This is a genomic window from Streptomyces avermitilis MA-4680 = NBRC 14893, from assembly GCF_000009765.2.
Classification (GTDB): Bacteria; Actinomycetota; Actinomycetes; order Streptomycetales; family Streptomycetaceae; genus Streptomyces; species Streptomyces avermitilis.
In genome coordinates this window covers 4,900,055-4,923,149 of the sequence record NC_003155.5, presented here as the reverse complement: position 1 = coordinate 4,923,149, position 23,095 = coordinate 4,900,055, and the positions used below count along the sequence as shown (strand labels likewise).

Here is a 23,095-nt window from a genome sequence, read left to right as displayed (position 1 = left end):
GTACAAGACGACGGCGTACGGGCTTCGGCAGTGTTCACACCATGAGCAACGACCCCTCCGCGGCCCCGGCCCCCACCACCCCCACCACGCCCGTCACCCCCACCGCGCCGCCGCGCTTCGACACGAAGATCGCCGTCCTGCTGCGGGAGGACCTGGAGACCTGGCAGCGCCTGAAACGTGACCGCGTTCCTGGTCAGCGGCCTGGGCACCCAGGTCCCGGAAGTGATCGGCGACCCGTACGAGGACGCGGACGGGGTGCGCTACCTCCCGATGTTCCGGCAGCCGGTCCTGGTCTTCGAGGGCTCGAAGGAAACCCTGACGGCCGCCCACACCCGAGCCCTCACCCGCGCCCTCCCTCGCGCCCTGTTCACGTCCGACCTGTTCGGAACGGGCAACGATCACGACAACAGGGCGGCGGTACGCGCGGTAAGGACGACGGAACTGGATGTGGTGGGCCTCGCGGTGTACGGGCCGCGCAATGCGGTGGACAAGGTGCTGAAGGGGGCCCGGATGCATCCGTGAGGGGACTGGACGCATCCGTGGGGGACTAGGACGCATCCGGGGGGCTCGGACGCATCCGTGAGGTGCTTGGACGCATCCGTGAGGGGCCCGGCTCAGCGCCGGCGTTCCGCTGCTCACCCGTCCCCGCGCAGGGTTATCGTGCCGTCATGACCCGCTCTGTGGAGCGGCCCGTCCTTTTCCTCGACGTCGACGGACCCCTCATCCCGTTCGGGCCGTCGTCCCGGCGGCTCCAGCCCCGTGCCGCCGGCTCCGTGGCGTTCTCCGACGAGGGGAACCCGCTGCTGGGGCGGCTCGACCAGGCCGTCGGACCGCGTCTGATGGCACTGGGGTGTGAGCTGGTGTGGGCCTCGACCTGGATGAATGACGCCAACGAGTCCGTCGCCCCACGGATCGGACTGCCCAGGCTGCCTGTGGTGGAGTGGCCGGAAGCCTCCACCCACGAGGGCCCGCGCGGCCTGCACTGGAAGACCCGCCATCTCGTCGAGTGGGCCGGCCACCGCCCGTTCATCTGGGTCGACGACGAGATCGGCGCCATGGACCGCCTCTGGGTCGCCGCGCAGCACCAAGGACCCTCGCTGCTGCACCGTGTCGACCCGGCCCAAGGCCTCACCGACGGCGACTTCTCCGTGCTTGCTGATTGGCTCCGTACCGCCGTGCCAGGTCTCGCCGTGCCCACCCGGGTCGAGGGGGGCTCAGGGAGACTCGGTCGTCGCTCCGGTGGACGGTGAGCGGAGCTCCCTCACCTGCTCGCGCCACGCCGCCGTCACGCTCGGCGGGATCTTCGTGGTCAGGCCGCCCTTCTTGGTGAACGCGAGCCCCCGGTTGTAGGCGCCGCCGCCGCACTCGTCGGACTGGCGGGTGAGCCTCACGTCGGCGGACGCGTCGATGACGGGGCTGGTGCCGCCCTTGCGGGTGACCCGGAAACGCACCGTGCCGCCGTCCGGGTCCACGTCGTCCGGCAGCCCGAGGCGCACACGCGTCAAGTCCTCCTGCCGCAGCTCGCCCTTCGCGCACTCGCCCCGCGCGCACAGCTCGTAGGAGGCGTCGGCGAGGTCGCCGTATCCCTCCCGCAGAAACATCACGCCCACGCCCGACTCGACGCCGACCCCAGCGCACACCTGGGGCGACGCGCAGGCGGACCCGGCCGCGAGCAGGGCGGACACACAGACGAGCACGCGCAGTCGGGTCATCCGTCTCCCCATCTCCTACCCCTCCAGGAAGCACCTTCGGCCGGGAAGAGGGATGGTAGACGAGCACTTCGCACGGATGTACGACGACCGGCCACAAGACGCGACGCCGACCGACCGGGACGGGCGCCCGTGCGCGAGGAACCCGCGGCGGCCGGATGACGATTCTGTTCGATGCCACCCACTCAGCTGGTCGGCATCGGCTCGCCTGGAGCCCCAGGACATTGCTCTGGGGCTCTACAAGAGGGAACCAAGGAGCGAGCCCAGCTTGGGAAGCCGGGGGCACCCAGGGGCCGTTGCCGGGCTGATCTGTGCCGCACGAGCCGGTCATGGGTTCGGTACGTGGGTCAGTGGACCAGCGCTACTTCTGCGGGGCCGTATTCCTGCTCGGGCAGGACCGTGAAAATGCCCGAACCCGGCGGGGATTCCACTGAGGCCCTGCGGATACGGTCAGCCCATTCGCGCGTCGGCCACCGTGTCTCTCGATTCCAGCGGATCCAGGCCAGATTCATGGCCGCGGGATCCACATCGGTGACATCGGCGCCCATGAAGTTGTTGGCCGCGTCGCTCAGGTTGTCACGTGCCTCCGCCAGATCACTTACCAGCGCCAGATCGAGGACGAGGTCGAGGACGCGGACGAGGTCGAAGACGAGGTTACGGACGAGGATCAGGTCGCGGTCGGCAGGGAGGACGGAAGCGCGGCCGCGGACCAGCACCACGTCGCGCGCCAGGGTGTCCTCGACGATCTCGTCGAGGGTGCGGGCGAGTACCTGCGCGAGGTTCCGGTCGTTGGACGGGCTCGGAGCGGACCGAAGATTGCGGACCAGCTCGTGAGCAAGTTCGCGAGCCTGCCCGAGATCCTGGACGAGGTCACGGACCGTGCCGCGGAGGGATTCGAGCCTCTGCACCACTGCGGTATCGAGCGTACGGACGACGGCAGCGTCGTGTACGAGGGCCAGGTCGCCGGCAAGGCTGCGGACGAAGTCGAGTTCTTGTCGCAGGTTGCAACCGGCCGCGTGTCGGTGAGCGGCCCTGACGTACGCGAACAGTTCCAGGAGGACACGGCGTTGCCACAGCCGCGTGTGGGAGGACGTCGATTTCCACGGACTGGTCGCCCGGGCCAGCCGCAACCCCTGCGATCCCTGCGATCCGCCTTCGTCCTGCCCCCCGCCCGGGCCCTCGCCAGGCGCGGTGCTGTCGGCCGTCGCGGCCACACCCGAACGAAGCCCGGCCGCAGTCCGGTGTGCCTCGCCGGGAGAGCCGGGAGTGCCGGGCGAGGGTGGGCGGAAGCCCGGCGAACGGCGCGAGAACACGGCGATGACGCGCCCGACGAAGGACTCGGCAGTGACGGTCACAGCGCACCTCCGGTGCCCGTCGGGTCCTGTTGCGCGGGGATGTCCGAGTTCGGCTGCGGCCCCTGTCCGAGCGAACCGGCCGTTCCGGGTCCCTGCTGTGGACCGGCCGACCCGACGTGACCCTGCTGCGGTGGTTGCGGTGGCTGCTGTGGAATCTGCCGCTGCTCCTGCACCGCGTCCACGGTGCTTCCCAGGGCGGCCCGTCCGATGCTCTTGACTGCCAGCGGCACCAGCGTTGCCACCTTTTCGACACCCGACAGCGCACCCAAGCCGATGAGGAAGGAAACGAGAGGGTCTGCCACCTGTGGGTGGCTGCTGGCGATGACACCGGTCAGAGCCCCACTCACGAACAGCCGAAGCAGTCCGGCGATGCAATACGCTACCCAGCCCGGCGCCGGCAGTTGTTCTTCCCCAGGTCTCACATCCGGGCTGCGGTGGGGCGGGTCGATGGTGTCCGGTTTGACCTGCCACGGCATTTTCCGGTGCCACCGGACGGACTTGATGACATCGATGGCCTCCATGGAGGCGCCGCCTGCCATTCCGATCAAGGCGGCCATTAACCAGTCCACCCGCGAAGTTTAGGGCGGTTCGGCCAAGCGGTGTCAGAGTTCGCCGGCAACCGACGCCCATGCACCGCACATGGCAGCGGCTCCAGGTCGTCGTCCGCGCGTCGTGTCACATTCCCAGTGGCTGTGTCGTCCTACTGCATAGACGCCGTAGGTACTGCTGAGGCGCCGTACTGCTGAGGCGCCGTCCAGCACGCGGCGAAGGCACGGACCAGAGGAGAGACCGCATGTCGACAGCCGGGGCACCAAGCAACACAGCGACGCTCAACCGCTTTCACTCCGCCGTGAACAGCGGCGACCTGGACATCATCTCGAAGGCCATCGACGAGTTCGTCGCACCGGACGTGCTCTTCCACGCGCCGGTACCGATGGGCGCGACGGGAGCGGAGGCCCTGAAGCGGGTGTGGGAGATGCTCCTGCGCGCGTTCCCCGACATCCACGTCGCCGTCGAGGAGATGATCACGGAGGGCGACAAGGTCGTCTCCAGGAACACGGTGACCGGGACCCACCGGGGCGAGTACCAGGGCTTGGCGCCCACCGGGAAGACCGTCACCTACGGCGAGATCTTCATCCTCCGCTTCGCCGACGGGCGGATCGCCGAGATCCGGGGCATCGTCGATGTCCTCACACAACTGCGCCAGCTCGGCGCCGTCCCGTCCTGACGAGGGACCAGACTGGTCCCAGGCCACGAAAATGCCTCCCACCCACGCCGTCTGCGCAGGCGGGAGGCATGATCACGCAGGCTACTTCTTCTTGCCCTGGGTCTTGCCGGGGATCTTGGTGACCTGCGTTTTTGCTGGTCAGGGGCGGTGGGCTCGTGCGCCTTCTGGTCGTCGTTGGTCGTCATTGGCCACTGTCGAGCGACGTCGGACGGCCCAGGGACGGCCCAGCCCCGACCTCTCAGCCCGCCTCGCGGTGCCTCCATGCTCACGACGGGCGTGGTGCCCCAAGTTCAGGCCCCCCGTTTCAAGGGATCGCGTAAACTTCTCGATGAAGCGCGCGGTACGAGGTCGGGTCCGAGCCTCAAGCGCACCTCACACAGCCCAGGGACGCTGAAGCCACTCATTCCCAGCACTACGAAGCCGGATCGGACCGGCGAGCCGTAGGCGGCGGGACATATCCATTCATCATGGAGTTGTCGCCCCGTGTCCTTCCTGTGCCTGTTCGCTCTTTCGCCGTTGCTGATCACGACGGTCGTCGCCATCTGCGCTCTCTTCGCAGCATTCACCTCTGACGACGGCAAGGCCCGCCGAGCCATTGAGATCGTCAAGCTGCTCCGCGGGAGCTTGCCGCGCGTCCGGCGGTAAGACCTGGTCCGACCAAGAGCCGGCGCACCCTTACCTTCTTGGGTGCGCCACCTCTCACAGCAACAGGGCACGCGCCACGGTGCCAACACACGCCGGCCCAAGAGAGCGCGAGGCGCGGTGACGAACATCAGCTTGGGAAGCTGCGGGCACTTGAGGCCGGAACAAGGGCTGACCTAGGCGAATGACCAGCGTGTGGCCTCGCCTGGCTGGGCTCCGCTCACTGTGGTTCCCCGCGGCTCTCTGCTTGTCAGCTCCACCGTGCAGGTTGGCGCGCCGGACCGCTCTTCCCTCCGGCTAACTGCTGTTCATCTGGTGCGGCTGAGCGCGCTGCGTTCTCTATACAGTCAACTGCCTTGTTCCTTCCGTGGCGAATAGATCCACCAGCGGGAAGGCTCGACCCAGTTCATTCAGCGTCAGCTCTAGCCGGTAGAAATCAACCTCGCCGGAGGGGTTCATGTAGGGGTGCAAGGCGCCCCAATCATCACGTTCGTATGGATAGTCATCGTATTCGACGTCATCGTAGGTTTCGGCGTGTAGGCTTACATTTGCCCAAGCGAAAAGCTTCGGAACTACTTCGACGTAGCTAGATAGCCCCAGAAACACAGTCCAACTGGCAAGTTGCTCGGGGTCATTACCATCTTCGTTGTCTACGCCGAGAGTAATTGTGCCTCGCCCCGAAGTCTTGTTGACCCACTCCTCGATGTCGATCACTAGCCGCTTTCCCTCGATCAACATTCTCATCCACGGTCGTGCAAGCTGTAGTTCGCGAATGCGGAGTGTGTAGGGGTCACCCTCGGCGGCCCGGCTGAGCGCATCCCTGGCTCTCTCGTCGAGCACCTGGGTGTCAGGAACCAGCAATTTCCAGCCGCCACGTGTAGTTTCGATGAGCGTGTTGTGGTTGACAAGCTGCCAATAGCAGTGATCTCTCTCTGGGTGGTAAAGCACTACTGCGACGGGCAAGGAATGATTCGTCCAATACTGCACGTGTTCAGCGTTTGGTCGGAACCACCAACCGCCTTGACCTTGTTCCCTGAACCAGCTAGAGCCGCTCTTAATCTGTAAGGCAAGTAGTCGGCCTCTGACTAGTTCCGCGTCAACGACTTCGGCATGCGCGTCGATGCCGTAATCCTCTGTCGGCTGCTCACGAAATAGCCAACCTAGGCCGGCCTCGACTGCGAGTTGTGTCCGCGTCACGCCGATGCTAGCTATTCTGGCGGACGGCTTGCGATGCATCATGTCTCCATTTTTCGGCTGCGAGTCGACTGGAGCTGCTCTCAGCGAGAGCGCTAACGTTGACTGACATCAGTCGTCAAGCGGGCGCGTCCGTAGGCGCCGGAGTCGCTTCCAGCTTCTCAACATCACCAATTAGTTCACGCACACTCTGGTACCTCTTGCCAACATCATGCGCTGTGCATTTTCGCACGATCTGACTTGGGGCGTCTGTTTGAGACATCAGGGCTTCCCTACCGCTAAATATATAAGAAAGCACCCATCCGATCGCATATATTTCATTGCATACGTCATATTCTTTGAAGCTAGCCAGGAGGGGGTCTCGAATTGTTCCTCGCATCTCCGTCTTCGTTCTGGTGTATTCGGAGTTCCTATCTTTGGCGAGACCGAAGTCCGAGAGCTTAACGAGCACAGCCCCACCGCTGAAGGTTTTCACTAGAACATTCTGAAGGCTTACATCACGATGAAGTAGACCTTCATGGTGGATGTAATTGATGCCGTACAAAAACTGCAGGGCGATTCTCTTCCGCGATGAAAATTGCAACTCGCTATTGCGCTTCTTGATGTAGTTTCGCAGAGTGGATTCACAGAACTCCATCTTGTATTCGTTTCGAGTTTCATCGTATTGATAAACCTCGACAATATAAGGGAAGCTCAAACGCTTGAGGATGTCGAACTCTTGCCGGAATCGATATAGGTCGCGGTCGTCCAGGTCTTTATTGGCGCGCTTGACTGCGAATTTTATTCCATAGTCGGGATCTGTGAATGAAAACACCTTCGCGTATGACCCCTCGCCGATCAACTGCAACTGATGACGCACCGTGGATTTCTTCAGTTTGATCTCGGCGTCCGGGCGGGACAGAACGGGCGCGTACTTGATTATCTCAATCTGTTCAAAATCATCTGGAACAGCGCTGCCGCCGCTGCGCACCAGCCACGACTGGCAGCTCTTCATTGCGGCCATGTAGGACTCTGCGAGGTGCACAACCACGCCAGCATGCTTAAGGGACCGGAGGAAGTCATTCAGTTCCTTGAGGAGTGCGAGCATTTCTCTGCTCTGCTCGGCCCAGTAATGGCCGGTCGTCTCCGCCCTGTCATTTATGGATTCGAAATGCTTATTTAGTCGCTCGTGGATGCTAGCGAAAGCGCGACCGAAGCGAGCGTCACTCTCGTAGAGACGCAGGAATGCGTTCGAGACTTCCATGTTCTCGTACCTCTGTGAGAGGTCGGCCAGCATCAGTTCAGTAGGGTCGGGCACTTTTAGCCTCAGGCTCTCTGGTGTGTAGCTGAATCAATTGCTGATGATTATTTATGTGCATCTTTGCCTCTTTTGTTGAGTAACCAGGTTAGGGCGTGATTGAGGGTGGTGGGATGCGAAGCGAGGAAGAAGTTAGACGAGTGGCCCTATAGCCAGTGCCACCCCGCTCCCATCCCGTACGCCGTCGACCCACACACCGTGGAGCAGGCGTGGTTCATGGCGTCCAGGTGGAGCGCGCCACTGTACGAACGACCTGGACGCCATGGGCCGCGTCTGCTCGGCTCTGCCTGGGTCGATGGTGTGCGGGATGGGAGCCACCCCACTCACGCCCCTACGGATCCGCAGCCGGGAACGGCGCCCCCTCTATCCCGGTGCCGGCCGATCCCCCGCCGGAGGCATCGTTCTGACCGTGGCCGCTCTCATGCGGCAGTAGTTTCGTGGCCTTCGGCTCGCTGCTGTGCGCGCGGCACGGGCGCCGGCCGGGCTGGAGCGGGGCGGAGACAGGAGCGCAGGCCCGGCCGGGGGCCGGGCCGCGCGCGGTGAGCGGAGCGAGCCGCCTTGAACCAGTAGAGAAAGTTGTAACTCAGTCCGTCGTGTGGGACCTGTGAGGCTTGAAGTCGTACGCGCACGAAGGCAGTTGCTTGCGCTGACGGTGTGCCATCGGTAGGAAGAGTGCTGGTCGGACCGTCCATGTGATGCGTGTACTGACGTGGGTGACGGATACCGTCCAGGGCTCTCGGCGCAGGAGGGCTCGTCTCGTGTCGATGCGGTCGTCGTGGAGCCGTGTCCACGCTTCTTGAGAAGCAGCCGTGCCGAGCGCGGGTGAGATGGTGCGCAGGATCGTCGCCACCCAGTTGTTCGCCTCGACCGCCGAGTAGGCGTCGAAGGATCCGAAGAGCGCCGGCGGCTGCTGCCCGCCGAGCCTTTCCGTCCAGCACTCGCACCAGAAGCCGGGGCTGGTCGTCGTCCTCAGCATGGGTGGCCTCCTCGGCGTACGTCCGTGAAGAGCTCCGCGGTGACCGTGTGGCCGCCGTCGCTGTCGTGGATCACGACCCGGTGAGCGATCGCGCTGACCATGCCGAGACCCCGGCCGTGTTCGGCGTCCTGCTCCTGGGCCTGGTGGCCGACCTTGGGGGCCGTGCCCGTGCCTCCGTCGTCCGTCACCGAGACCGCGACCACCTGCGCCGAGACGGCGACGGCCAGGTGAAAGCTTCCGGACTCCAGGCCGCTCGCCGTGTGGAGGATCGCGTTCGCGCTGAGCTCGCTCACGATCAGCTCGGCGTCCTCCGCAAAAGGGGAGCCGCGCAGGACGTCGCGCGTCCATCGGCGGGCCCGGCTGACCTCTTCCGGAAAACCTGGGCAAGACAGTCCCCAGACCCGGGCAGTACTCGTATACTCGTGCATACAAGTTCCTTCATGCTGGTAGGCCGCCATGTGCAGCGGGTTCGGGCTAGACGAGTTTCACGCCGTCGTGGGCGCGGATGGCCGGCGGGACCGCCGCGTCCAATGCGTCGATGACGCGGATCGCGTACGCCTCGTCGGCGAGTTCGGAGACTTCTTCACGGGTTGCCCAGCGCAGGGCGCGGGTCTCGTCGCCGGTCGTGGGTGTCCCGTCGGCCGCTTCGCAGCGGAAGACCAGCGAGACGATCAGTCCCGTCATGTTCTTGTAGACGCCGGTGAGAGTCGCGGGGAGCGCGATTTTGACGCCGGTCTCTTCGAGGACCTCGCGCTGAAGGGCTTCGGGAATGGTCTCCTCGCGTTCGAGGATGCCGCCCGGCGGTTCCCAGTGACCGTTGTCGCGGCGCTGGATCAGGAGGGCCCGGCCCTGGTCGTCGACGACGACCCCGGCCACGCTCACGGAGTGCGGGCGTTCTGTGCTCACGTTCCTCGGCCCTCTCGGATGGCTAGGCTCTCCACCGTAGCAACAACACTCGCCCACTCGTCTAGATACCTAAAGGAGTACACGTGAGCCCTCTGTCTTCGGGCCTGCTCGGTGATCTCGACCCCACGAGCGATCGTGCGGTCTTTCGCCAGATCGCCGACCAGCTGCGTGAGGCCATCGACCGTGGGCGATTCCGGGAGGGGGAGAAGCTCCCCTCTGAGGCCGAGCTCGTCGACCACTACGGGGTCTCCCGCATGACGGTCAGAAACTCCTTCTCCATCCTCCAGGGCGAGGGCCTGGTGCACGCCGAGCACGGCAAGGGCGTCTTCGTTCGGCCGCGTCCGCCCGTGCGGCGACTCGCCTCCGACCGGTTCGCCCGGCGGCACCGAGAGCAGGGGAAGTCCGCGTTCATCGTCGAGGCCGATGCCGTCGGTAGCCACCCCAAGGTCGACAGCCTCGAGGTCAAGGAGGAGAAAGCCAGTCAGGACATCTCCACGCGGCTCGGGTCCGTGCGGCGGGTCCTTGCACGTCGGCGCCGCTACCTCCTCGACGGGCGTCCGGTCGAGTTCGCCACCTCCTACCTGCCGCTGGACATCGCCCGCGGTACGCAGATCGCCGAACCCAACCCCGGTCCCGGCGGCATCTACGCCCGCCTCGAAGAGCTGGGCCACCGCCTCGACCACTTCGAGGAGGAGATCCGCGCTCGGATGCCCTCTCCCGCAGAGGTGAAGACGCTCCACCTGGCGGCCGGCGTCCCCGTGATCCACCTGATCCGGACCGCCTTCGACACCGAGGGGCGAGCGGTCGAGGTCTGCGACACGGTCATGGCGGCGGACGCCTACGTCCTGTCGTACCAGCTCCCGGCCACGTGAGCGGGTGACCGCCGGTGGTGCGCGGGGCCGTTCTCCCGAACTCGTACACCCCGACACGCTTACTCGTATAGACGAGTGGGCAAGTTGTGTGGCAGGGTGATCGTCGTGAGCCCGAGGGATCGGGTTCGCAGATCGAATCTTGTATAGACGAGTAGATAGGAACGTCACTGTGCGCACCATCCGTGTTGAGACCTCCGCCGCGACCGTCCTCCTGACGGAAGCCCCTGAGCCGAAGGTCCGCGACCGTCAGACAGGCGAGATCGCCAAGGACGCCGTCAGCGGTGAAGCGCTGATGACCATCGGCGTCGTCTACATCGAGGACGGGGAGTCCTCGCTGATCAAGGTCACCGTCCCGGAAGGCGGTGTCTCCGAGGGGCTGAACCTCGGGGCTCCCGTCTCGCTGCCGGGGCTCGTCGCCCGGCCGTGGGAGTCCGTGTTCAACGGGCAGCAGCGTCACGGCATCGCCTACCGCGCCGCCGCCGTCACTCCGGCCGCCTTCCCGGCCTCCATGGGGGCCTCGGCCTGATGTCCGACCTGACAACGCTCCTGGAGGTGGGTGGTCCTGTCGCCGCGCTCGGTGGCGGGGCTGCCTACACCCGGGCCAACCACCCGGGTCTCTACTGGTCGGCGGTCGGCGGGCCTATATCCACCTTCCGGCTCCTCAGTTCGTACGCCTCGGTCATGGAAGCCTGCGGCCTGACCGTCGCCCCCTCCCGACTGCGGATTCTCGCCGTCAAAGCCACCACCCGCCGTGAGGTGCGGCCCGTGCCGCCCCGCCGGGGCATCATCCGGCCCACGGCCACCGGCTTACGGCTCCGGCTCCGCCTCGCTCCGGGGCAGGAACCCGCCGACGTCGCCGCCTCGGCCGAACGGCTGCGGCACGCCTGGGGCGTTCACGCCGTGTACGTCTCCACCGTCAAGCCCGGTGTCGTTGAACTACGGCTCGTCGGCTTCGATGTCCTGCGCAAGGTGCGGATGCCCCGCAAGGTCAAGGTCGAGGGCGGCTTCCTCAAAGTGCCGGTCGCGCTGCGGGAGGACGCCATGCCCTTCGTACGCGACTACCGGGCCGTGCCGCACCAACTCACCCTCGGCGCGACGCTGTCGGGCAAGTCCATGTACCTCCGACACCTGGTCGCCGGACTCGCCCGGCAGGACGTCGCCCTGGTCGGCATCGACTGCAAGCGCGGGGTCGAGCTGGCCCCGTTCGCCCCGCGTCTGTCGGCCCTCGCCACCGATCCGGATGAAGCCGCCGAGCTGCTGCCCGTCCTGATCAAGGAGATGGAGGACCGATACGACCTGATCAAGGCCAGGCAAGGCATCGCCCCCAATCTCCCCGACGAAGAGATCACCTCCGACATCTGGGGCCTGCCCGAAAGCGAACGGCCCGTTCCCATCGTCCTGTTCGTCGACGAGGTGGCCGAACTCTTCCTGACCGCCACCCGCAAGGACGAGGAACGGCGAGACGAGATGGTCACCCAGCTCATCCGCCTCGCCCAGCTCGGCCGCGCGGCCGGCATCTACCTCGAAGTCTGCGGGCAGCGCTTCGGCGCTGAGCTGGGCAAGGGCGCGACCATGCTCCGTGCCCAGTTGACCGGCCGCGTCTGCCACCGCGTCAATGACGAAGCCTCCGCGAAGATGGCCCTCGGCGACATCGCGCCGGAAGCGGCGCTGGCCGCCTGCGCCATCGCCCCTGAGCGTCCTGGCCTCGCCGTCGCGGGCGACACCTCCGGCGGCTGGTCGCGTATCCGCACCCCGTACCTCTCCCTCGGCGACGCCGCCGACGTCTGCCGGGAGACGGCTCACCTGGTCCCCAGGATCTGAACGCGGCTATCCGTAAGCATCATGTCTAAGAGCTGCCCGCGCTGAAGCCCTTCCGGCCCGACGTTCCCGTACGGCCCGTCGAGACCTCGGCCCCCGCCGTACAGCCGCACCCCGTCACGGACTGACACCCCACTCCACCCTGTCGGCGTGACCGCCTCGCGCCATGTCCCTACCCCTCCCATGTCTGAACCCGGAAGGAGCCACCATGCGCGCCCAACTGGCCCGCGTCGACGCGGTGCTCGTACAGGCGCTCATCGCCGCCGCTCTGTCCTTCGCCCACATTCACGACGTCGCCGTGGCGGCCGGACAGGACGGCTGGAAGGCCTGGGCCTATCCCGTCTCCGTCGACCTGCTGCTCGTCGCCGCCTGGCGTCGACTGCGCTCCGGCTCGGCCAAGGGTGCGGCCTGGTGCTGGTTCGTCATCGCGCTCGCCGCATCCCTCGGCGCGAACGTCGCCACGGGACGGCCTGCTCGACCTCGGCGACGTCCCGGGCTGGCTGCGCATCCTCGTCGCGGGCTGGCCCGCCCTCGCCTTCCTCGGCGGAACCCTCCTCGCCCACTCGGCACCAAAGGCGGCCGACGACAGCCGAGGTCATCCGAGGACGAGGAGCACGAGCCCGAATCCGATCCCGAGCCGCCCACCCCGGCACCACCCGCCATCGAGGCCCCGCCGCACCGCCCCGCCGTCCCAGTCCCGGCCGCCCTCATCGACCACGCCCGCAAGGTCGCTGCCGAACACCACACCCGGACCGGCACTCCCATGGACGTCGCGACCCTGCGCGCCCGGCTCGGCGTCCCGGCACCCATGGCCGAAGCCATCGCCGCCCACCTCTAAAGGGAGCTCTGATGACCGCCAACCGCCGCTTCCGCAACGTCACCCGTATCGGCCCGGTACAGGTGGGCACCGCCTACGACCACCGCGGCCGCGAGAAGCACACCGCCGCCTGCACCGCCCCGCGCTGCAACTTCTCCGCCGACTACGACAGCCGAGCCGCCGCCGAGCTGGCCGCCCGCACCCACCGCTGCCCCGTCCGCTGAAAGGACCCCGTACCCCGTGACCGTCAGCCTGCCGCTCGTCGTCGTCCTCGGCTTCTTCGCCTGGGCGGCCGTCAAGTACCTCGGTGTCCGCATCTGGATCGTCGTCCTGATCACCCTCTTCGGCTTCTGGCTCTCGCGCACCTTCCTCGCCCCCGCCATCGAGTCCGGCACGCGCTCCGGCGTGGACGTCGTAAACGGCTCACATGACTAGACGAGTAGATAAGGAGTCCGCCGTGTTCCTGCCCAAGTACCCGGAAAACCCCACCCCGCCGCCCGCACACACCCACGCCCCGACCGACCCGGCCCCCGTCCCGGTCCGGCGCTCGCTCCCGTCGGTCTCCATCGATCAGAAGACCGTCGCGGCCGTCCTCGTCGGCGGAGTCGTCCTCACCGCGCTTTTGGCCGCCGTCGCCGTCACGGCCATCTCGGTCGCTGTCGCCGCCGTGGTCCTGCGCTCCCTGCTCCGCGACCACCACCGCCGCTGACCTGCGGCCAGACCTCCGGGGCGGCGTGACACAGCCACGTACCCGCCGCCCCGGCGGCCCACCCCTCCCGAAGTGCCCGTCAGAAGGAGAACCGTCATCTTCGCCCGCGCCACCCCGCCCCCTCTTCCGGAACTCAGCAACCTCGCCGCAGGCGGCACCCTGCCCGGTATCCTCCGGCAACTCTCCGGCCTCGGCGGCTGTACCCACCCGATCCGCCTCGACGGCCACCGCACCGAATACGACGTCGACACCGCCACCGGCGAGATCGGCCGCGTCCTCCACCACCTCGACTCGGGCGACCTCCCGGCCGGCCAACTCCTCGTCCGCTGCAACAACCGCCGCACGACCCGCTGCCCGGCCTGCTCCGAGGTCTACCGCCGCGACACCTTTCAACTGATCACCGCCGGACTGCGCGGCGGCAAGGGCACCCCCGAACACGTCGCCACCCACCCTCGCGTCTTCGCCACCTTCACCGCCCCCGGCTTCGGCCCGGTCCACAACCGCCGTACCGACGGACGCCCCTGCCGTTGCGGCACCCAGCACGACCAGGAGGACGGGCAACTCGGCACCCCGCTCAACCCGGCCACCTACGACTACGAGGCCGCCGTCCTCTGGAACGCGCACGCTGGTCCCCTCTGGCGCCGCTTCTCCATCTACCTGCGCCGAGAGGTCAGCAAGCGTGCGGGCCTGTCACAGCGGGAGCTCCGCGACCATGCACGTGTCTCCTTCGCCAAGGTCGCCGAGTACCAGAAGCGCGGCGCGGTCCACTTCCACGCGGTCATACGCATCGACGGCCCCGGCGGCGGCGAGACTCCGCCTCCGTCATGGGCCACCGCCGAGCTGCTGACCGATGCCATCGGCGCTGCCGCGTCCAAGGTCCGTGTCGACGGCCCGACCATCGACGGCCGCGCCCACGTGTTCGCCTTCGGCCGCCAACTCGACGTCCGCACCATCCGATCCGCCGACTTCAACGACGGCCAGGAGCTCACCGAACGCGCCGTCGCCGCCTACATCGCCAAGTACGCCACCAAGGGCTCGGAGACAGCCACGGGAGCTCTCGACCGCCCGCTGAAGTTCGTCGCCGAACTCGCCCAGCTCGACATCAGCGAGCACGCGCGCCGCCTGATCCGAACCGCCTGGGCGCTCGGCGCACGCAAGGACCTCGAACACCTCCGCCTGCGCGCCTGGGCGCACATGCTCGGCTTCCGCGGCCACTTCTCCACCAAGTCCCGCCGCTACTCCACCACCCTCGGCGCACTCCGCGACGCCCGCGCCGAATGGCGACGAGCACAGGCAGCAGCGAACGCACCCGCCCCCGAGACGACGTACGTCCTCGCGCACTGGGTCTTCGCCGGGACCGGCCTCTCCGACGCCGAAGCCTGGCTGGCCGCGTCCATCGAACCCGCCCCCGGAACCGAAGGAGAACTCACCCGTGGCTAGCCGACGCCTCGCCCTGGCCGACGTGGCCACCGAACCGCGCACCCTGCCCTCGCGGTACCTGACGCCTGACGACCTGGTGGAGATGTTCGAGTTGCCCAGCGTCGAGACGGTCTACCAGTGGCGACGCAAGCGCACCGGGCCCCGTGGGTTCCGCGTCGGCCGGCACCTCCGCTTCGACCCGGCCGACGTGCGCGCCTGGGTGGACTCCCGGCGTGAGGGGGCGGCGGCCTGATGGCCGGACACATCCAAGACCGCTGGTACAAGACCGAGGTCGGTCCGGACGGCAAGACCCGCAGAGTGAAGAGCGACCGCTATGGCTCGGGTGCGCGCTACCGCGCGCGGTACGTCGGCCCGGACGGTACGGAGAAGTCCAAGAGCTTCCCCGACAGGCAGAAGCGGCTTGCGGATCAGTGGCTCGCCCACACCGAGGCGGACATGGCACGCGGGCAGTACATCGACCCGCGTGCCGCTCGGGTCACCTTCCAGCAGTACGCCGAGACGTGGGTATCCACCCAGGGAGCCGACCCGAACACCCAGGCTTCGATGGAGTCGCAGCTTCGGCTGCACGCCTTCCCGTACTTGGGATCACGCCCGCTCGGCTCCTTCCAGCCTGCGCACATCCGTGACTGGGTGCGGCAGCTGAGCGAGAACGGCATCCGGGGCTCGTACGCCCGCACCATCTACTCCAACGTGCGTGCCGCCCTCAGCGCGGCCGTGGACGACGGGCACCTTTCCCGGAATCCATGTGCGGCTCGATCGGTCCGGCCGCCGACCGTCGATGACAGGCGCGTTGCTCGGACACCGGAACGGGTCTTTGCCGTCCGGGCCGGCATGCCCGAGCGGTTCCGGGCCATGGTCGACCTGGGTGGCGGCTGCGGGTTACGCCAGGGCGAGATCCTCGGCATCGCCGTCGACGCGATCGACTTCGAGTCGGACACGTTGCACGTGGTCCAGCAACTCAAGCTGAGCCGAAGCAAGGCCGTCTTCGCCCCGCCCAAGGGTGGCAAGCTCCGGGACGTGCCGCTTCCCGGGCCGGTCGCTGATGCCCTGCGGGCCCACATGAAGCGGTTCCCGCCGGTCGACATCACCTTGCCGTGGAAGGTGGCAGACGGGCCTCTGATCACCAAGCGGCTGATCTTCACCGGGCCGCGCGGTGGTCACGTCTGGCGGACGTCGCTCAACGAGGAGGCGTGGAAGCGGGCGCTGGCCTCGGCCGGGGTTATCCCCGACCGGAAGCCGGGCAAGTCGTACGCCGAGTCCCGCGAAAACGGCATGCACGCCCTCCGCCACTTCTACGCCTCGGTGCTACTGGACGCCGGGGAGAACATCAAGGCCCTCGCCGAGTACCTCGGCCACTCGGACCCAGGCCTCACGCTGCGTGTGTACGCACACCTCATGCCTTCCAGCCAGGAACGCACTCGTAAGGCCATCGCCACCACCTACGAAAACTCAATCCTTCTTAGAACTCCCGCAAGGATCAAACTGCGAGAGAGCGAATCCGATATCCCTCACCAAGAGCCAGGAATATCGCCCCACCAAACGAAGTGAATTCACAGCCAGATAAGACGGTTCAGAGATAGCCGCTCAAGGAATCTAGGCGGCACGCGGGAGCCTCGGCGACAGGGTGGGGCCCCTGGTAGAGACTCGACAGCACACGGGGCACCTGGGAGAACGTCAACAACACACGGGGCGCGTTGAAAACACACGGGGAGCCTCGGCCACACACGGGGAGTGTCGACAACACACGGGGAGTGAAGCGTGGAAGCCTCGGAGAACCCCAAGAATTATTGGAGGGATCAGAATCTCCGACTGTCCACGCCCGTGGACAATGGGTTCACGCTTGTGGACAACGCGTCTTTTAGCTGCACGTTTGTGTGACCGGTGACAGCTATGGGAAAGTCTCCGCGGCATGCGAATGCCGCCCGGGTATGGGCGGCATTCGCCTCCATTGCCGCGTTCAGACATCACCTTGGCAAGTGAACCAAGCACAGCTGGAGGGCCCAATGGTCCCACGCGCAGGCGTCACCGTCGACATCTGCCCTCGCGATCGGCCGATCGCACTCATCGGCACGGCCGGCGGCGCACTCGCCCTCTGGGCGGACGCTCCCCCGCAGGTCACCATTCCCGTGGCGCTGCTGATCGTCTTCGACATTCGCGTCCGCCGCTGGCGTCGACGCACCTGACGGCCCAGAGACGGCCCAGCCCCACCAAAAAGCCCCCGCCCCGCGAAGAACTCGCAGGTCGGGGGCTTAGCGGTGCGTGATTACTTCTTCTTGCCCTGGTTCTTGACCGCCTCGATCGCCGCCGCCGCCGCGTCCGGGTCGAGGTAGGTGCCGCCCGGGTTGAGCGGCTTGAAGTCCGTGTCGAGTTCGTAGGACAGCGGGATGCCCGTCGGGATGTTCAGGCCCGCGATGTCCTCGTCGGAGATGCCGTCGAGGTGCTTGACCAGGGCGCGGAGGCTGTTGCCGTGGGCCGCGACCAGGACCGTGCGGCCGGTCAGCAGGTCCGGGACGATGCCGTCGTACCAGTACGGGAGCATCCGGTTGACGACGTCCTTGAGGCACTCCGTCTTGGGGCGCAGCTCCGGGGGGATGGAGGCGTAGCGCGGGTCGTCCGACTGGGAGAACTCGGAGCCGTCCGCGAGGGGCGGGGGCGGGGTGTCGTACGAGCGGCGCCAGAGCATGAACTGCTCCTCGCCGAACTCGGCGAGCGTCTGCGCCTTGTCCTTGCCCTGGAGGGCGCCGTAGTGACGCTCGTTCAGGCGCCACGAGCGGTGGACCGGGATCCAGTGGCGGTCCGCGGACTCCAGCGCGAGCTGGGCGGTGCGGATCGCGCGCTTCTGGAGCGACGTGTGGACCACGTCGGGCAGCAGGCCGGCGTCCTTCAGCAGCTCACCGCCGCGGACAGCCTCCTTCTCGCCCTTCTCGTTGAGGTTGACGTCCACCCAGCCGGTGAACAGGTTCTTCGCGTTCCATTCGCTCTCGCCGTGGCGGAGGAGGATCAGCTTGTACGGTGCGTCGGCCATGTGTCCGAGCGTAATCGAAGCCGCAGACCGCTCGCGCGCCCGGCCGACAGGCGGACGCCCCTGCCCCGCCATGCCCCCCCAGTTGACGGCTTCTGTTAATCGAGTGGCTCGTGCCGACCCAGCGCCCGTAACGTGTGATCACCGCTTGAGCCACTTACCGCACCTGTCTGACCTGTGGGGGTTTCCATGTCACCCGTCTCCCTGAGACGCGCTGCCCGCGAGACCGTCTCAGGGCTCCCGCGCGAGTTCTGGTGGCTGTGGACAAGCACCCTCGTCAACCGGCTCGGCGCCTTCGTCGCCACGTTCATGGCGCTGTACCTGACGCTGGACCGCGGGTACTCCGCCTCGTACGCCGGGCTGGTGGCGTCACTCCACGGCCTCGGCGGGGTCGTCTCCTCGCTCGGCGCGGGGGTGATGGCCGACCGGCTCGGGCGGCGGCCCACGCTGCTCATCGCGCAGTCGTCCACCGCCGTCTCCGTCGCGCTGCTCGGCTTCATGCACGACCCGGTCGCGATCGCGGCCGTGGCCTTCCTCGTCGGTATGACGAGCAATGCCTCGCGGCCCGCCGTGCAGGCGATGATGGCGGACATCGTCCGGCCCGAGGACCGCGTCCGGGCGTTCTCGCTCAACTACTGGGCCATCAACCTCGGGTTCGCGATCTCCTCCATGGCCGCCGGTTTCATCGCCGAGTTCAGCTACCTCGCCGGGTTTCTGATCGAGGCGGGCATGACGCTGATCTGCGCGCTCGTCGTCTTCGCCAAGCTTCCGGAGTCCCGGCCCGCCCCCACGGGCAAGGCGTCCGCCGAGCCCGAGGTCGGCCTCCGGACCGTCCTGCGCGACGGTCGCTTCATGAGTGTCGTCGGCCTGTCCTTCCTGGTCGCGCTCGTGTTCCAGCAGGGTTCGGTGGGGCTTCCGGTCGCGATGGGCGAGGCCGGCTTCACACCCGCGGACTACGGCATGGCGATCGCGGTCAACGGCGTACTGATCGTCGCGTTGCAGATCCCGGTCACCCGTTTCATCGAACACCGGGATCCCAGGCGGCTGCTCGTGCTCTCGTCCCTGCTGGCCGGGTACGGCTTCGGACTCACGGCCTTCGCGGGCTCGGTCGGCGTCTTCGCGCTGACGGTGTGCGTGTGGACCCTCGCGGAGATCGTCAACGCGCCCACGCAGACAGGCCTGGTCGTCGGCCTCTCCCCGACCCACGGCCGGGGCCGCTACCAGGGCATGTACACCCTGTCCTGGTCGGTCGCGGCTCTGGTGGCCCCGTTGCTGGCCGGGTTCGTCATCGACCGGTTCGGGGCTGAGTGGCTGTGGGGGCTGTGTGCGGTGGTGGGGACGGGAGCGGGGGTGGGGTACGCGGCACTGATGCGGCGGCTGCCGGTCCAGGAGCCCGCCGTTGCGGCTCCGGTCCAGGAACCCGCCGTGGTGGCTCCGGTCCAGGAACCCGCCGCCCCGTCCCCGGCCGGGGGGAAGCCCGAGGTCAGCGCGACATGACCCCGGGTCGGTCGGCCGGTGACCCGCACATCGGTCAGCCCGCCCCCCCGCGTCACGGTCAGCCCGCCCCCCGCGTCACGGTCAGCCGGCCTCTCGCGTCTCAGTCAGCCCGCCCCCGCGCCTCCGTCAGCCGGCCCCGCAGGAGCGACGCGTCCTGGCCCGGCGGCAGGCCGTAGGTGCGGCGGTACTCGCGGTTGAACTGGGTCGCGCTCGCGTACCCGACCGCCTCGGCGACCACGGCCGCCGTGGTGTTGCCGGCGACCAACTGACGTCGCGCCTCCTGGAGGCGCAGGAGCTTCTGGAACCTGAGCGGGCTCATGCCGGTGGCGGCCTTGAAGTGCCGGTGCAGCGTGGCTGGGCTCATATGCGCCGTCGCCGCGATCGTGGCGATGCTGAGCGGCTCGGCGTAGTGGGTGGAGATGTACGCGGCCGCCACGCGCACCCTGGCCGCGCCGGAGTCGGCCAGCGTGTACTGGCGCAGGATCGGCCCGAGCGGGCCGGCGAGCAGCCGGTAGAGGATTTCGGCCTCGATGCGGGAGGCCAGCGGGCGGATGTCGTCCGGGGTGTCGAGCAGCCGTACCCACCTCGTGACCGCGTCGAGGAGCGCCGGCGTCATGGAGGCGGTGACCTGCGCGCCGGGAGCACCGGGCCGGGGGAGCGGAAGCGGATCCGTGCCGTCCAGTTCCAGCAGCAGATCGGCGAGCAGACGGCCGTCGAGATGCAGCACCGCCGAGCGGTACGGCGCCTGCTCGAACGTACAGGTGACGGGCAGTACGAGTGAGTTGAGGAACATGTCGCCCCGCCCGGTCACCCAGCTCCGGTCACCCGCGAGGGTGCGCTTCGCGCCGTCGGCGATGAAGCAGATCATCGGCGCGTAGAGCAGATCGACGGGTGCGATGAGCTCGTCGAGCGCGACCAGCGTCAGACGGGGCACCGCACTGTCGGACCACAGACCCTCGTTGTGGCGGGCGATGGCCGCCGCGAGCGAATCGAGCCCGCCGAGTCGGTCCGGCAGGTGCTCAGGCACGTGCTCCGGCATGAAGCGCTCCTTACCGAGACACCATGAGCGCTGAGACACCATGAGCGCTGAGACGCCATGAGCGCTGAGACGCCATGAGCGCTGAGAGGATCAGGCAATCCTATGCGGTCTCCGGCCCATGCCTTCCGGCGCATGCGCTCCTAGCGTTGACGGCATGACACAGCAGGACAACACCCTTCCGAAGCGCACCCTCCCGAAGCGCACACTCGGCACCCAGGGGCTCGAGGCGGGCGCGATCGGCCTCGGCACGATGGGCATGACCATGGCGTACGGGGCCGGCGACGAGCCCGGCGGCATCGCCACCATCCACCGGGCGTACGAGCTGGGCGTCACCCTCTTCGACACCGCCGAGCTGTACGGCATGGGCACCGGCAGCAACGAGCAACTGCTCGGCCGGGCGGTCAAGGGCTTCCGGGACGAGGTCGTCCTCGCGACCAAGTTCGGCTTCGACCTCAGTGACCCGGCCAACGTCGGAGTCGCGCTGGACAGCCGCCCCGGACACATCCGTGAGGTCACCGAGAACAGCCTGCGCCACCTCGGCACCGACCACATCGACGTCCTCTACCAGCACCGCGTCGACCCCGATGTACCGATCGAGGACGTGGCGGGCACCGTCGGCGAACTGATCGCCGAGGGCAAGGTGCGGTACTTCGGGCTCAGCGAGGCCGGTCCCGAGATCATCCGGCGCGCCCACGCCGTCCACCCGGTGTCCGTACTACAGACCGAGTACTCGGTGTTCGAGCGTGCCGTGGAGGCCGACGTGCTGCCGGTGGTGCGCGAGCTGGGCATCGGCTTCGTGCCGTACTCGCCGCTGGGCCGGGGTTTCCTCACCGGCGCGGTGCGGCCCGCCAGCGCATACCCCGCGGACGACATGCGCAGCTGGGACGACCGCTGGCAGCCCGGCAACTACGAGAAGAACGTGGCCGCCGTCAGCGAACTGACCACGCTCGCGGCGGCCAAGGGCATCTCCGTCACGCAACTGGCGCTGGCCTGGCTGCTGGCCCAGGGCGACGACATCGTGCCGATCCCGGGGACCCGGAGCCCGCAGCGCCTGGCCGAGAACGTCGCGGCGGCGCACGTCACGCTCACGCCGGCGGATCTCGTCCGGGTCCAGGAGATCCTGCCGAAAGGCGCGGCGGGGTCCCGCTACCCCGAGGTGATGATGCCGTCCTGGTGAGGTCCGGCCCCCGCAGCTCGTACGCCCGGGGGCTTCCGCAGGCGCGCGGGACTGCGGCGGGGGCGCGGGACGCCTCCGTGCGCCGTTGATGCGCCCAGCAGAACGGGCATGCAATGGGGGTAGGCACGTCTCGAGGAGGGACCCATGGCTGAGACCCCCAGCACGCCCGATCCGACACAGGAGCGCGAGACGCAACACCCCGCCGAGATCAAGAGCCTGCCCCTGTTCGGCGCCTGCGGCTGCGGCTCCGGCTGCGGGTGCGGGTGTCAGTCGGGCAATCCTTGCCAGTGCGGCTGACCGCGTAGATACAGACGTAGGTACATGCGTAGGTGCATACGCAGGTGCAGACCTAGGCACAGACGTAGGCACAGACGTAGGTACAGACGCATAAGTACGGACGAAGGGGCCGCCCCGGTGACAGGGCGGCCCCTTCGGCATGGACGGGCGGCCTGGAAACCCGCCGCGCCCCCTTTGACGCGGGCACGGCCCCGAGGACTGTTACGCCCCCACCGCTACGCCCCCTCCACCCCGGTGACCGGCTGGATGTCCGCCTGAAGCTCGTCCGCGTGCTCGCCCGTCACCAGGTACACCACCCGCTTCGCGACCGACACCGCGTGGTCCGCGAAGCGCTCGTAGTAGCGGCCGAGGAGGGTGACGTCGACGGCCGTCTCGATGCCGTGCTTCCAGCGGTCGTCCATCAGGTGCTGGAAGAGCGTGCGGTGCAGCAGGTCCATCTCGTCGTCGTCCTGCTCCAGCTGGAGCGCCAGGTCGACGTCCTTCGTGATGATGACCTCCGCCGCCTTCGCCATCAGGCGCTGCGCCAGCTGGCCCATCTCCAGGATGGTCGCGTGCAGGTCGTGCGGGATCGCGCGCTCCGGGAAGCGCAGCCGGGCCAGCTTCGCGACGTGCTGGGCCAGGTCGCCGGAGCGCTCCAGGTCCGCCGACATGCGCAGCGACGTCACGACGATACGAAGGTCCGTCGCCACCGGCTGCTGGCGGGCCAGCAGGGCTATGGCGCGCGCCTCCAGGTCGTGCTGGAGGTCGTCGACCTTCTGGTCGGCCGCGATCACGCTCTCGGCCAGCTTCAGGTCGGAGTCGAGGATCGAGGTCGTGGCGCGTCCGATCGCCGACCCGACCAGCCGGGCCATCTCGACCAGGCCCTCGCCGATCGAGTCAAGTTCCTCGTGGTACGCGTCCCGCATCAGGGTGTCCCTCTCTTACGTCTCTTTCAGGGGTTCCGGGGAGCCGGCGCCGTAGTCGGACCGGCACTGTGAACCCCACGCTCCCACGGTCCGGCCCCGACGCGTCCGTTTCCGTCACCCCAAATGAACCATTACTAGCTCCCAGGTGAACTCTGGGCGACGAGTGTTCGAGGTCGCACGCCGATGGCTGTGGTC

Annotated in this window: 27 protein-coding genes and 2 pseudogenes; 18 read left to right on the top strand and 11 right to left on the bottom strand. The window is 67.6% G+C overall.

All coding sequences use genetic code 11. The features are described 5' to 3' along the window. The first annotated feature begins 41 nt into the window (after positions 1–41). Together SAVERM_RS20630 and SAVERM_RS20625 are read left to right on the top strand one after the other, a co-directional pair. A pseudogene (locus tag SAVERM_RS20630) lies at positions 42–522 on the top strand (DUF2000 family protein). Positions 523–668: 146 nt separating this feature from the next. Then, positions 669–1,250 (top strand): HAD domain-containing protein, encoded by a 582-nt coding sequence (locus SAVERM_RS20625; protein ID WP_010985430.1) that lies wholly within the window; start codon positions 669–671, stop codon positions 1,248–1,250. Here the strand turns inward: SAVERM_RS20625 and SAVERM_RS20620 are convergent. From SAVERM_RS20620 to SAVERM_RS20610, 3 genes are all read right to left on the bottom strand, one after another. Beyond that, positions 1,215–1,712 (bottom strand): bromodomain-containing protein, encoded by a 498-nt coding sequence (locus SAVERM_RS20620; RefSeq protein ID WP_107082970.1) that lies wholly within the window; start codon positions 1,710–1,712, stop codon positions 1,215–1,217. The two genes, SAVERM_RS20625 and SAVERM_RS20620, sit on opposite strands and share 36 nt — an antisense overlap. Positions 1,713–2,056: 344 nt before the next feature. Further along, positions 2,057–3,064, bottom strand: coding sequence for a hypothetical protein (locus tag SAVERM_RS42760; RefSeq protein WP_010985428.1), 1,008 nt, complete (start codon positions 3,062–3,064; stop codon positions 2,057–2,059). After that, the gene (locus tag SAVERM_RS20610; protein WP_137865206.1) at positions 3,061–3,633 is read right to left on the bottom strand and encodes a hypothetical protein; all 573 of its coding nucleotides are present in this window, start codon (positions 3,631–3,633) and stop codon (positions 3,061–3,063) included. Before SAVERM_RS20610 ends, SAVERM_RS42760 begins: the two co-directional genes overlap by 4 nt. Before the next feature lie 224 nt (positions 3,634–3,857). Here SAVERM_RS20610 and SAVERM_RS20605 point away from each other — a divergent pair, with 224 nt between their 5' ends. Further along, positions 3,858–4,292, top strand: coding sequence for an ester cyclase (locus SAVERM_RS20605; RefSeq protein ID WP_010985426.1), 435 nt, complete (start codon positions 3,858–3,860; stop codon positions 4,290–4,292). 483 nt (positions 4,293–4,775) lie between these two features. Continuing rightward, positions 4,776–4,937, top strand: coding sequence for a hypothetical protein (locus SAVERM_RS42755; protein WP_154696728.1), 162 nt, complete (start codon positions 4,776–4,778; stop codon positions 4,935–4,937). Positions 4,938–5,273: 336 nt separating this feature from the next. Here SAVERM_RS42755 and SAVERM_RS40250 read toward each other — a convergent pair whose 3' ends face one another. The 5 genes from SAVERM_RS40250 to SAVERM_RS20590 form a co-directional block, all read right to left on the bottom strand. Continuing rightward, on the bottom strand, positions 5,274–6,173 hold the full coding sequence (locus SAVERM_RS40250; protein WP_237528840.1) for a DUF4365 domain-containing protein: 900 nt from the start codon (positions 6,171–6,173) through the stop codon (positions 5,274–5,276). A gap of 73 nt (positions 6,174–6,246) precedes the next feature. Further along, positions 6,247–7,371: a protein kinase family protein gene (locus SAVERM_RS40245; protein WP_010985423.1), complete on the bottom strand. Its 1,125-nt coding sequence runs from the start codon at positions 7,369–7,371 to the stop codon at positions 6,247–6,249. Between the two features lie 637 nt (positions 7,372–8,008). Next, the gene (locus SAVERM_RS20600) at positions 8,009–8,401 is read right to left on the bottom strand and encodes a hypothetical protein (protein WP_010985421.1); all 393 of its coding nucleotides are present in this window, start codon (positions 8,399–8,401) and stop codon (positions 8,009–8,011) included. Further along, positions 8,395–8,829 carry an ATP-binding protein gene (locus SAVERM_RS20595; protein ID WP_037650823.1) on the bottom strand — a complete coding sequence of 145 codons (435 nt, stop codon included), beginning with the start codon at positions 8,827–8,829 and terminating at the stop codon, positions 8,395–8,397. Before SAVERM_RS20595 ends, SAVERM_RS20600 begins: the two co-directional genes overlap by 7 nt. A 46-nt stretch (positions 8,830–8,875) precedes the next feature. Beyond that, positions 8,876–9,283, bottom strand: coding sequence for an NUDIX hydrolase (locus SAVERM_RS20590; protein WP_037650825.1), 408 nt, complete (start codon positions 9,281–9,283; stop codon positions 8,876–8,878). Between the two features lie 107 nt (positions 9,284–9,390). Here SAVERM_RS20590 and SAVERM_RS20585 point away from each other — a divergent pair, with 107 nt between their 5' ends. The 11 genes and pseudogenes from SAVERM_RS20585 to SAVERM_RS20535 all read left to right on the top strand — a co-directional run bounded on the left by SAVERM_RS20585 (position 9,391) and on the right by SAVERM_RS20535 (position 17,146). Then, a complete protein-coding gene (locus tag SAVERM_RS20585; RefSeq protein WP_010985418.1) occupies positions 9,391–10,179 on the top strand; it encodes a GntR family transcriptional regulator in 789 nt (262 codons plus the stop codon). Positions 10,180–10,348: 169 nt separating this feature from the next. After that, positions 10,349–10,705, top strand: a complete 357-nt coding sequence (locus SAVERM_RS20580; protein ID WP_010985417.1) for an SCO3933 family regulatory protein — start codon at positions 10,349–10,351, stop codon at positions 10,703–10,705. Next, positions 10,705–12,125, top strand: a pseudogene (locus SAVERM_RS20575) (FtsK/SpoIIIE domain-containing protein). The gene SAVERM_RS20580 and the pseudogene SAVERM_RS20575 overlap by 1 nt, the downstream one beginning before the upstream one ends. Before the next feature lie 80 nt (positions 12,126–12,205). Continuing rightward, positions 12,206–12,835, top strand: coding sequence for a DUF2637 domain-containing protein (locus tag SAVERM_RS20570; RefSeq protein ID WP_010985415.1), 630 nt, complete (start codon positions 12,206–12,208; stop codon positions 12,833–12,835). Between the two features lie 11 nt (positions 12,836–12,846). Beyond that, the gene (locus tag SAVERM_RS20565) at positions 12,847–13,038 is read left to right on the top strand and encodes a mobile element transfer protein (RefSeq protein ID WP_010985414.1); all 192 of its coding nucleotides are present in this window, start codon (positions 12,847–12,849) and stop codon (positions 13,036–13,038) included. 16 nt (positions 13,039–13,054) lie between these two features. After that, positions 13,055–13,249: a hypothetical protein gene (locus tag SAVERM_RS20560; protein ID WP_010985413.1), complete on the top strand. Its 195-nt coding sequence runs from the start codon at positions 13,055–13,057 to the stop codon at positions 13,247–13,249. A gap of 22 nt (positions 13,250–13,271) precedes the next feature. Further along, positions 13,272–13,523 carry a hypothetical protein gene (locus SAVERM_RS20555; RefSeq protein ID WP_037650830.1) on the top strand — a complete coding sequence of 84 codons (252 nt, stop codon included), beginning with the start codon at positions 13,272–13,274 and terminating at the stop codon, positions 13,521–13,523. A gap of 159 nt (positions 13,524–13,682) precedes the next feature. Beyond that, positions 13,683–14,963, top strand: a complete 1,281-nt coding sequence (locus tag SAVERM_RS20550; RefSeq protein ID WP_037650861.1) for a replication initiator — start codon at positions 13,683–13,685, stop codon at positions 14,961–14,963. After that, on the top strand, positions 14,956–15,195 hold the full coding sequence (locus tag SAVERM_RS20545; RefSeq protein WP_010985410.1) for a helix-turn-helix transcriptional regulator: 240 nt from the start codon (positions 14,956–14,958) through the stop codon (positions 15,193–15,195). Before SAVERM_RS20550 ends, SAVERM_RS20545 begins: the two co-directional genes overlap by 8 nt. Then, the gene (locus tag SAVERM_RS20540; RefSeq protein WP_010985409.1) at positions 15,195–16,511 is read left to right on the top strand and encodes a tyrosine-type recombinase/integrase; all 1,317 of its coding nucleotides are present in this window, start codon (positions 15,195–15,197) and stop codon (positions 16,509–16,511) included. The genes SAVERM_RS20545 and SAVERM_RS20540 overlap by 1 nt, the downstream gene beginning before the upstream one ends. A 455-nt stretch (positions 16,512–16,966) precedes the next feature. Beyond that, the gene (locus SAVERM_RS20535; RefSeq protein ID WP_037650832.1) at positions 16,967–17,146 is read left to right on the top strand and encodes a hypothetical protein; all 180 of its coding nucleotides are present in this window, start codon (positions 16,967–16,969) and stop codon (positions 17,144–17,146) included. An 80-nt stretch (positions 17,147–17,226) separates the two neighbouring features. Here SAVERM_RS20535 and SAVERM_RS20530 read toward each other — a convergent pair whose 3' ends face one another. After that, positions 17,227–17,988, bottom strand: a complete 762-nt coding sequence (locus SAVERM_RS20530; RefSeq protein WP_010985408.1) for a phosphoglyceromutase — start codon at positions 17,986–17,988, stop codon at positions 17,227–17,229. 186 nt (positions 17,989–18,174) lie between these two features. Between SAVERM_RS20530 and SAVERM_RS20525 the strand changes: the two genes are divergently transcribed. Continuing rightward, on the top strand, positions 18,175–19,482 hold the full coding sequence (locus SAVERM_RS20525) for an MDR family MFS transporter (protein WP_010985407.1): 1,308 nt from the start codon (positions 18,175–18,177) through the stop codon (positions 19,480–19,482). A 100-nt stretch (positions 19,483–19,582) separates the two neighbouring features. On the opposite strand, the gene SAVERM_RS20520 is transcribed toward SAVERM_RS20525, so the two are convergent. Continuing rightward, the gene (locus SAVERM_RS20520; protein ID WP_042493339.1) at positions 19,583–20,521 is read right to left on the bottom strand and encodes an AraC family transcriptional regulator; all 939 of its coding nucleotides are present in this window, start codon (positions 20,519–20,521) and stop codon (positions 19,583–19,585) included. Between the two features lie 154 nt (positions 20,522–20,675). Here SAVERM_RS20520 and SAVERM_RS20515 point away from each other — a divergent pair, with 154 nt between their 5' ends. Further along, positions 20,676–21,698 carry an aldo/keto reductase gene (locus SAVERM_RS20515; protein ID WP_010985405.1) on the top strand — a complete coding sequence of 341 codons (1,023 nt, stop codon included), beginning with the start codon at positions 20,676–20,678 and terminating at the stop codon, positions 21,696–21,698. A 144-nt stretch (positions 21,699–21,842) separates the two neighbouring features. Continuing rightward, the gene (locus tag SAVERM_RS43350; protein WP_010985404.1) at positions 21,843–21,995 is read left to right on the top strand and encodes a hypothetical protein; all 153 of its coding nucleotides are present in this window, start codon (positions 21,843–21,845) and stop codon (positions 21,993–21,995) included. A 215-nt stretch (positions 21,996–22,210) separates the two neighbouring features. On the opposite strand, the gene phoU is transcribed toward SAVERM_RS43350, so the two are convergent. Further along, positions 22,211–22,900: a phosphate signaling complex protein PhoU gene (gene phoU, locus SAVERM_RS20510; protein WP_010985403.1), complete on the bottom strand. Its 690-nt coding sequence runs from the start codon at positions 22,898–22,900 to the stop codon at positions 22,211–22,213. Positions 22,901–23,095: the final 195 nt, after the last annotated feature.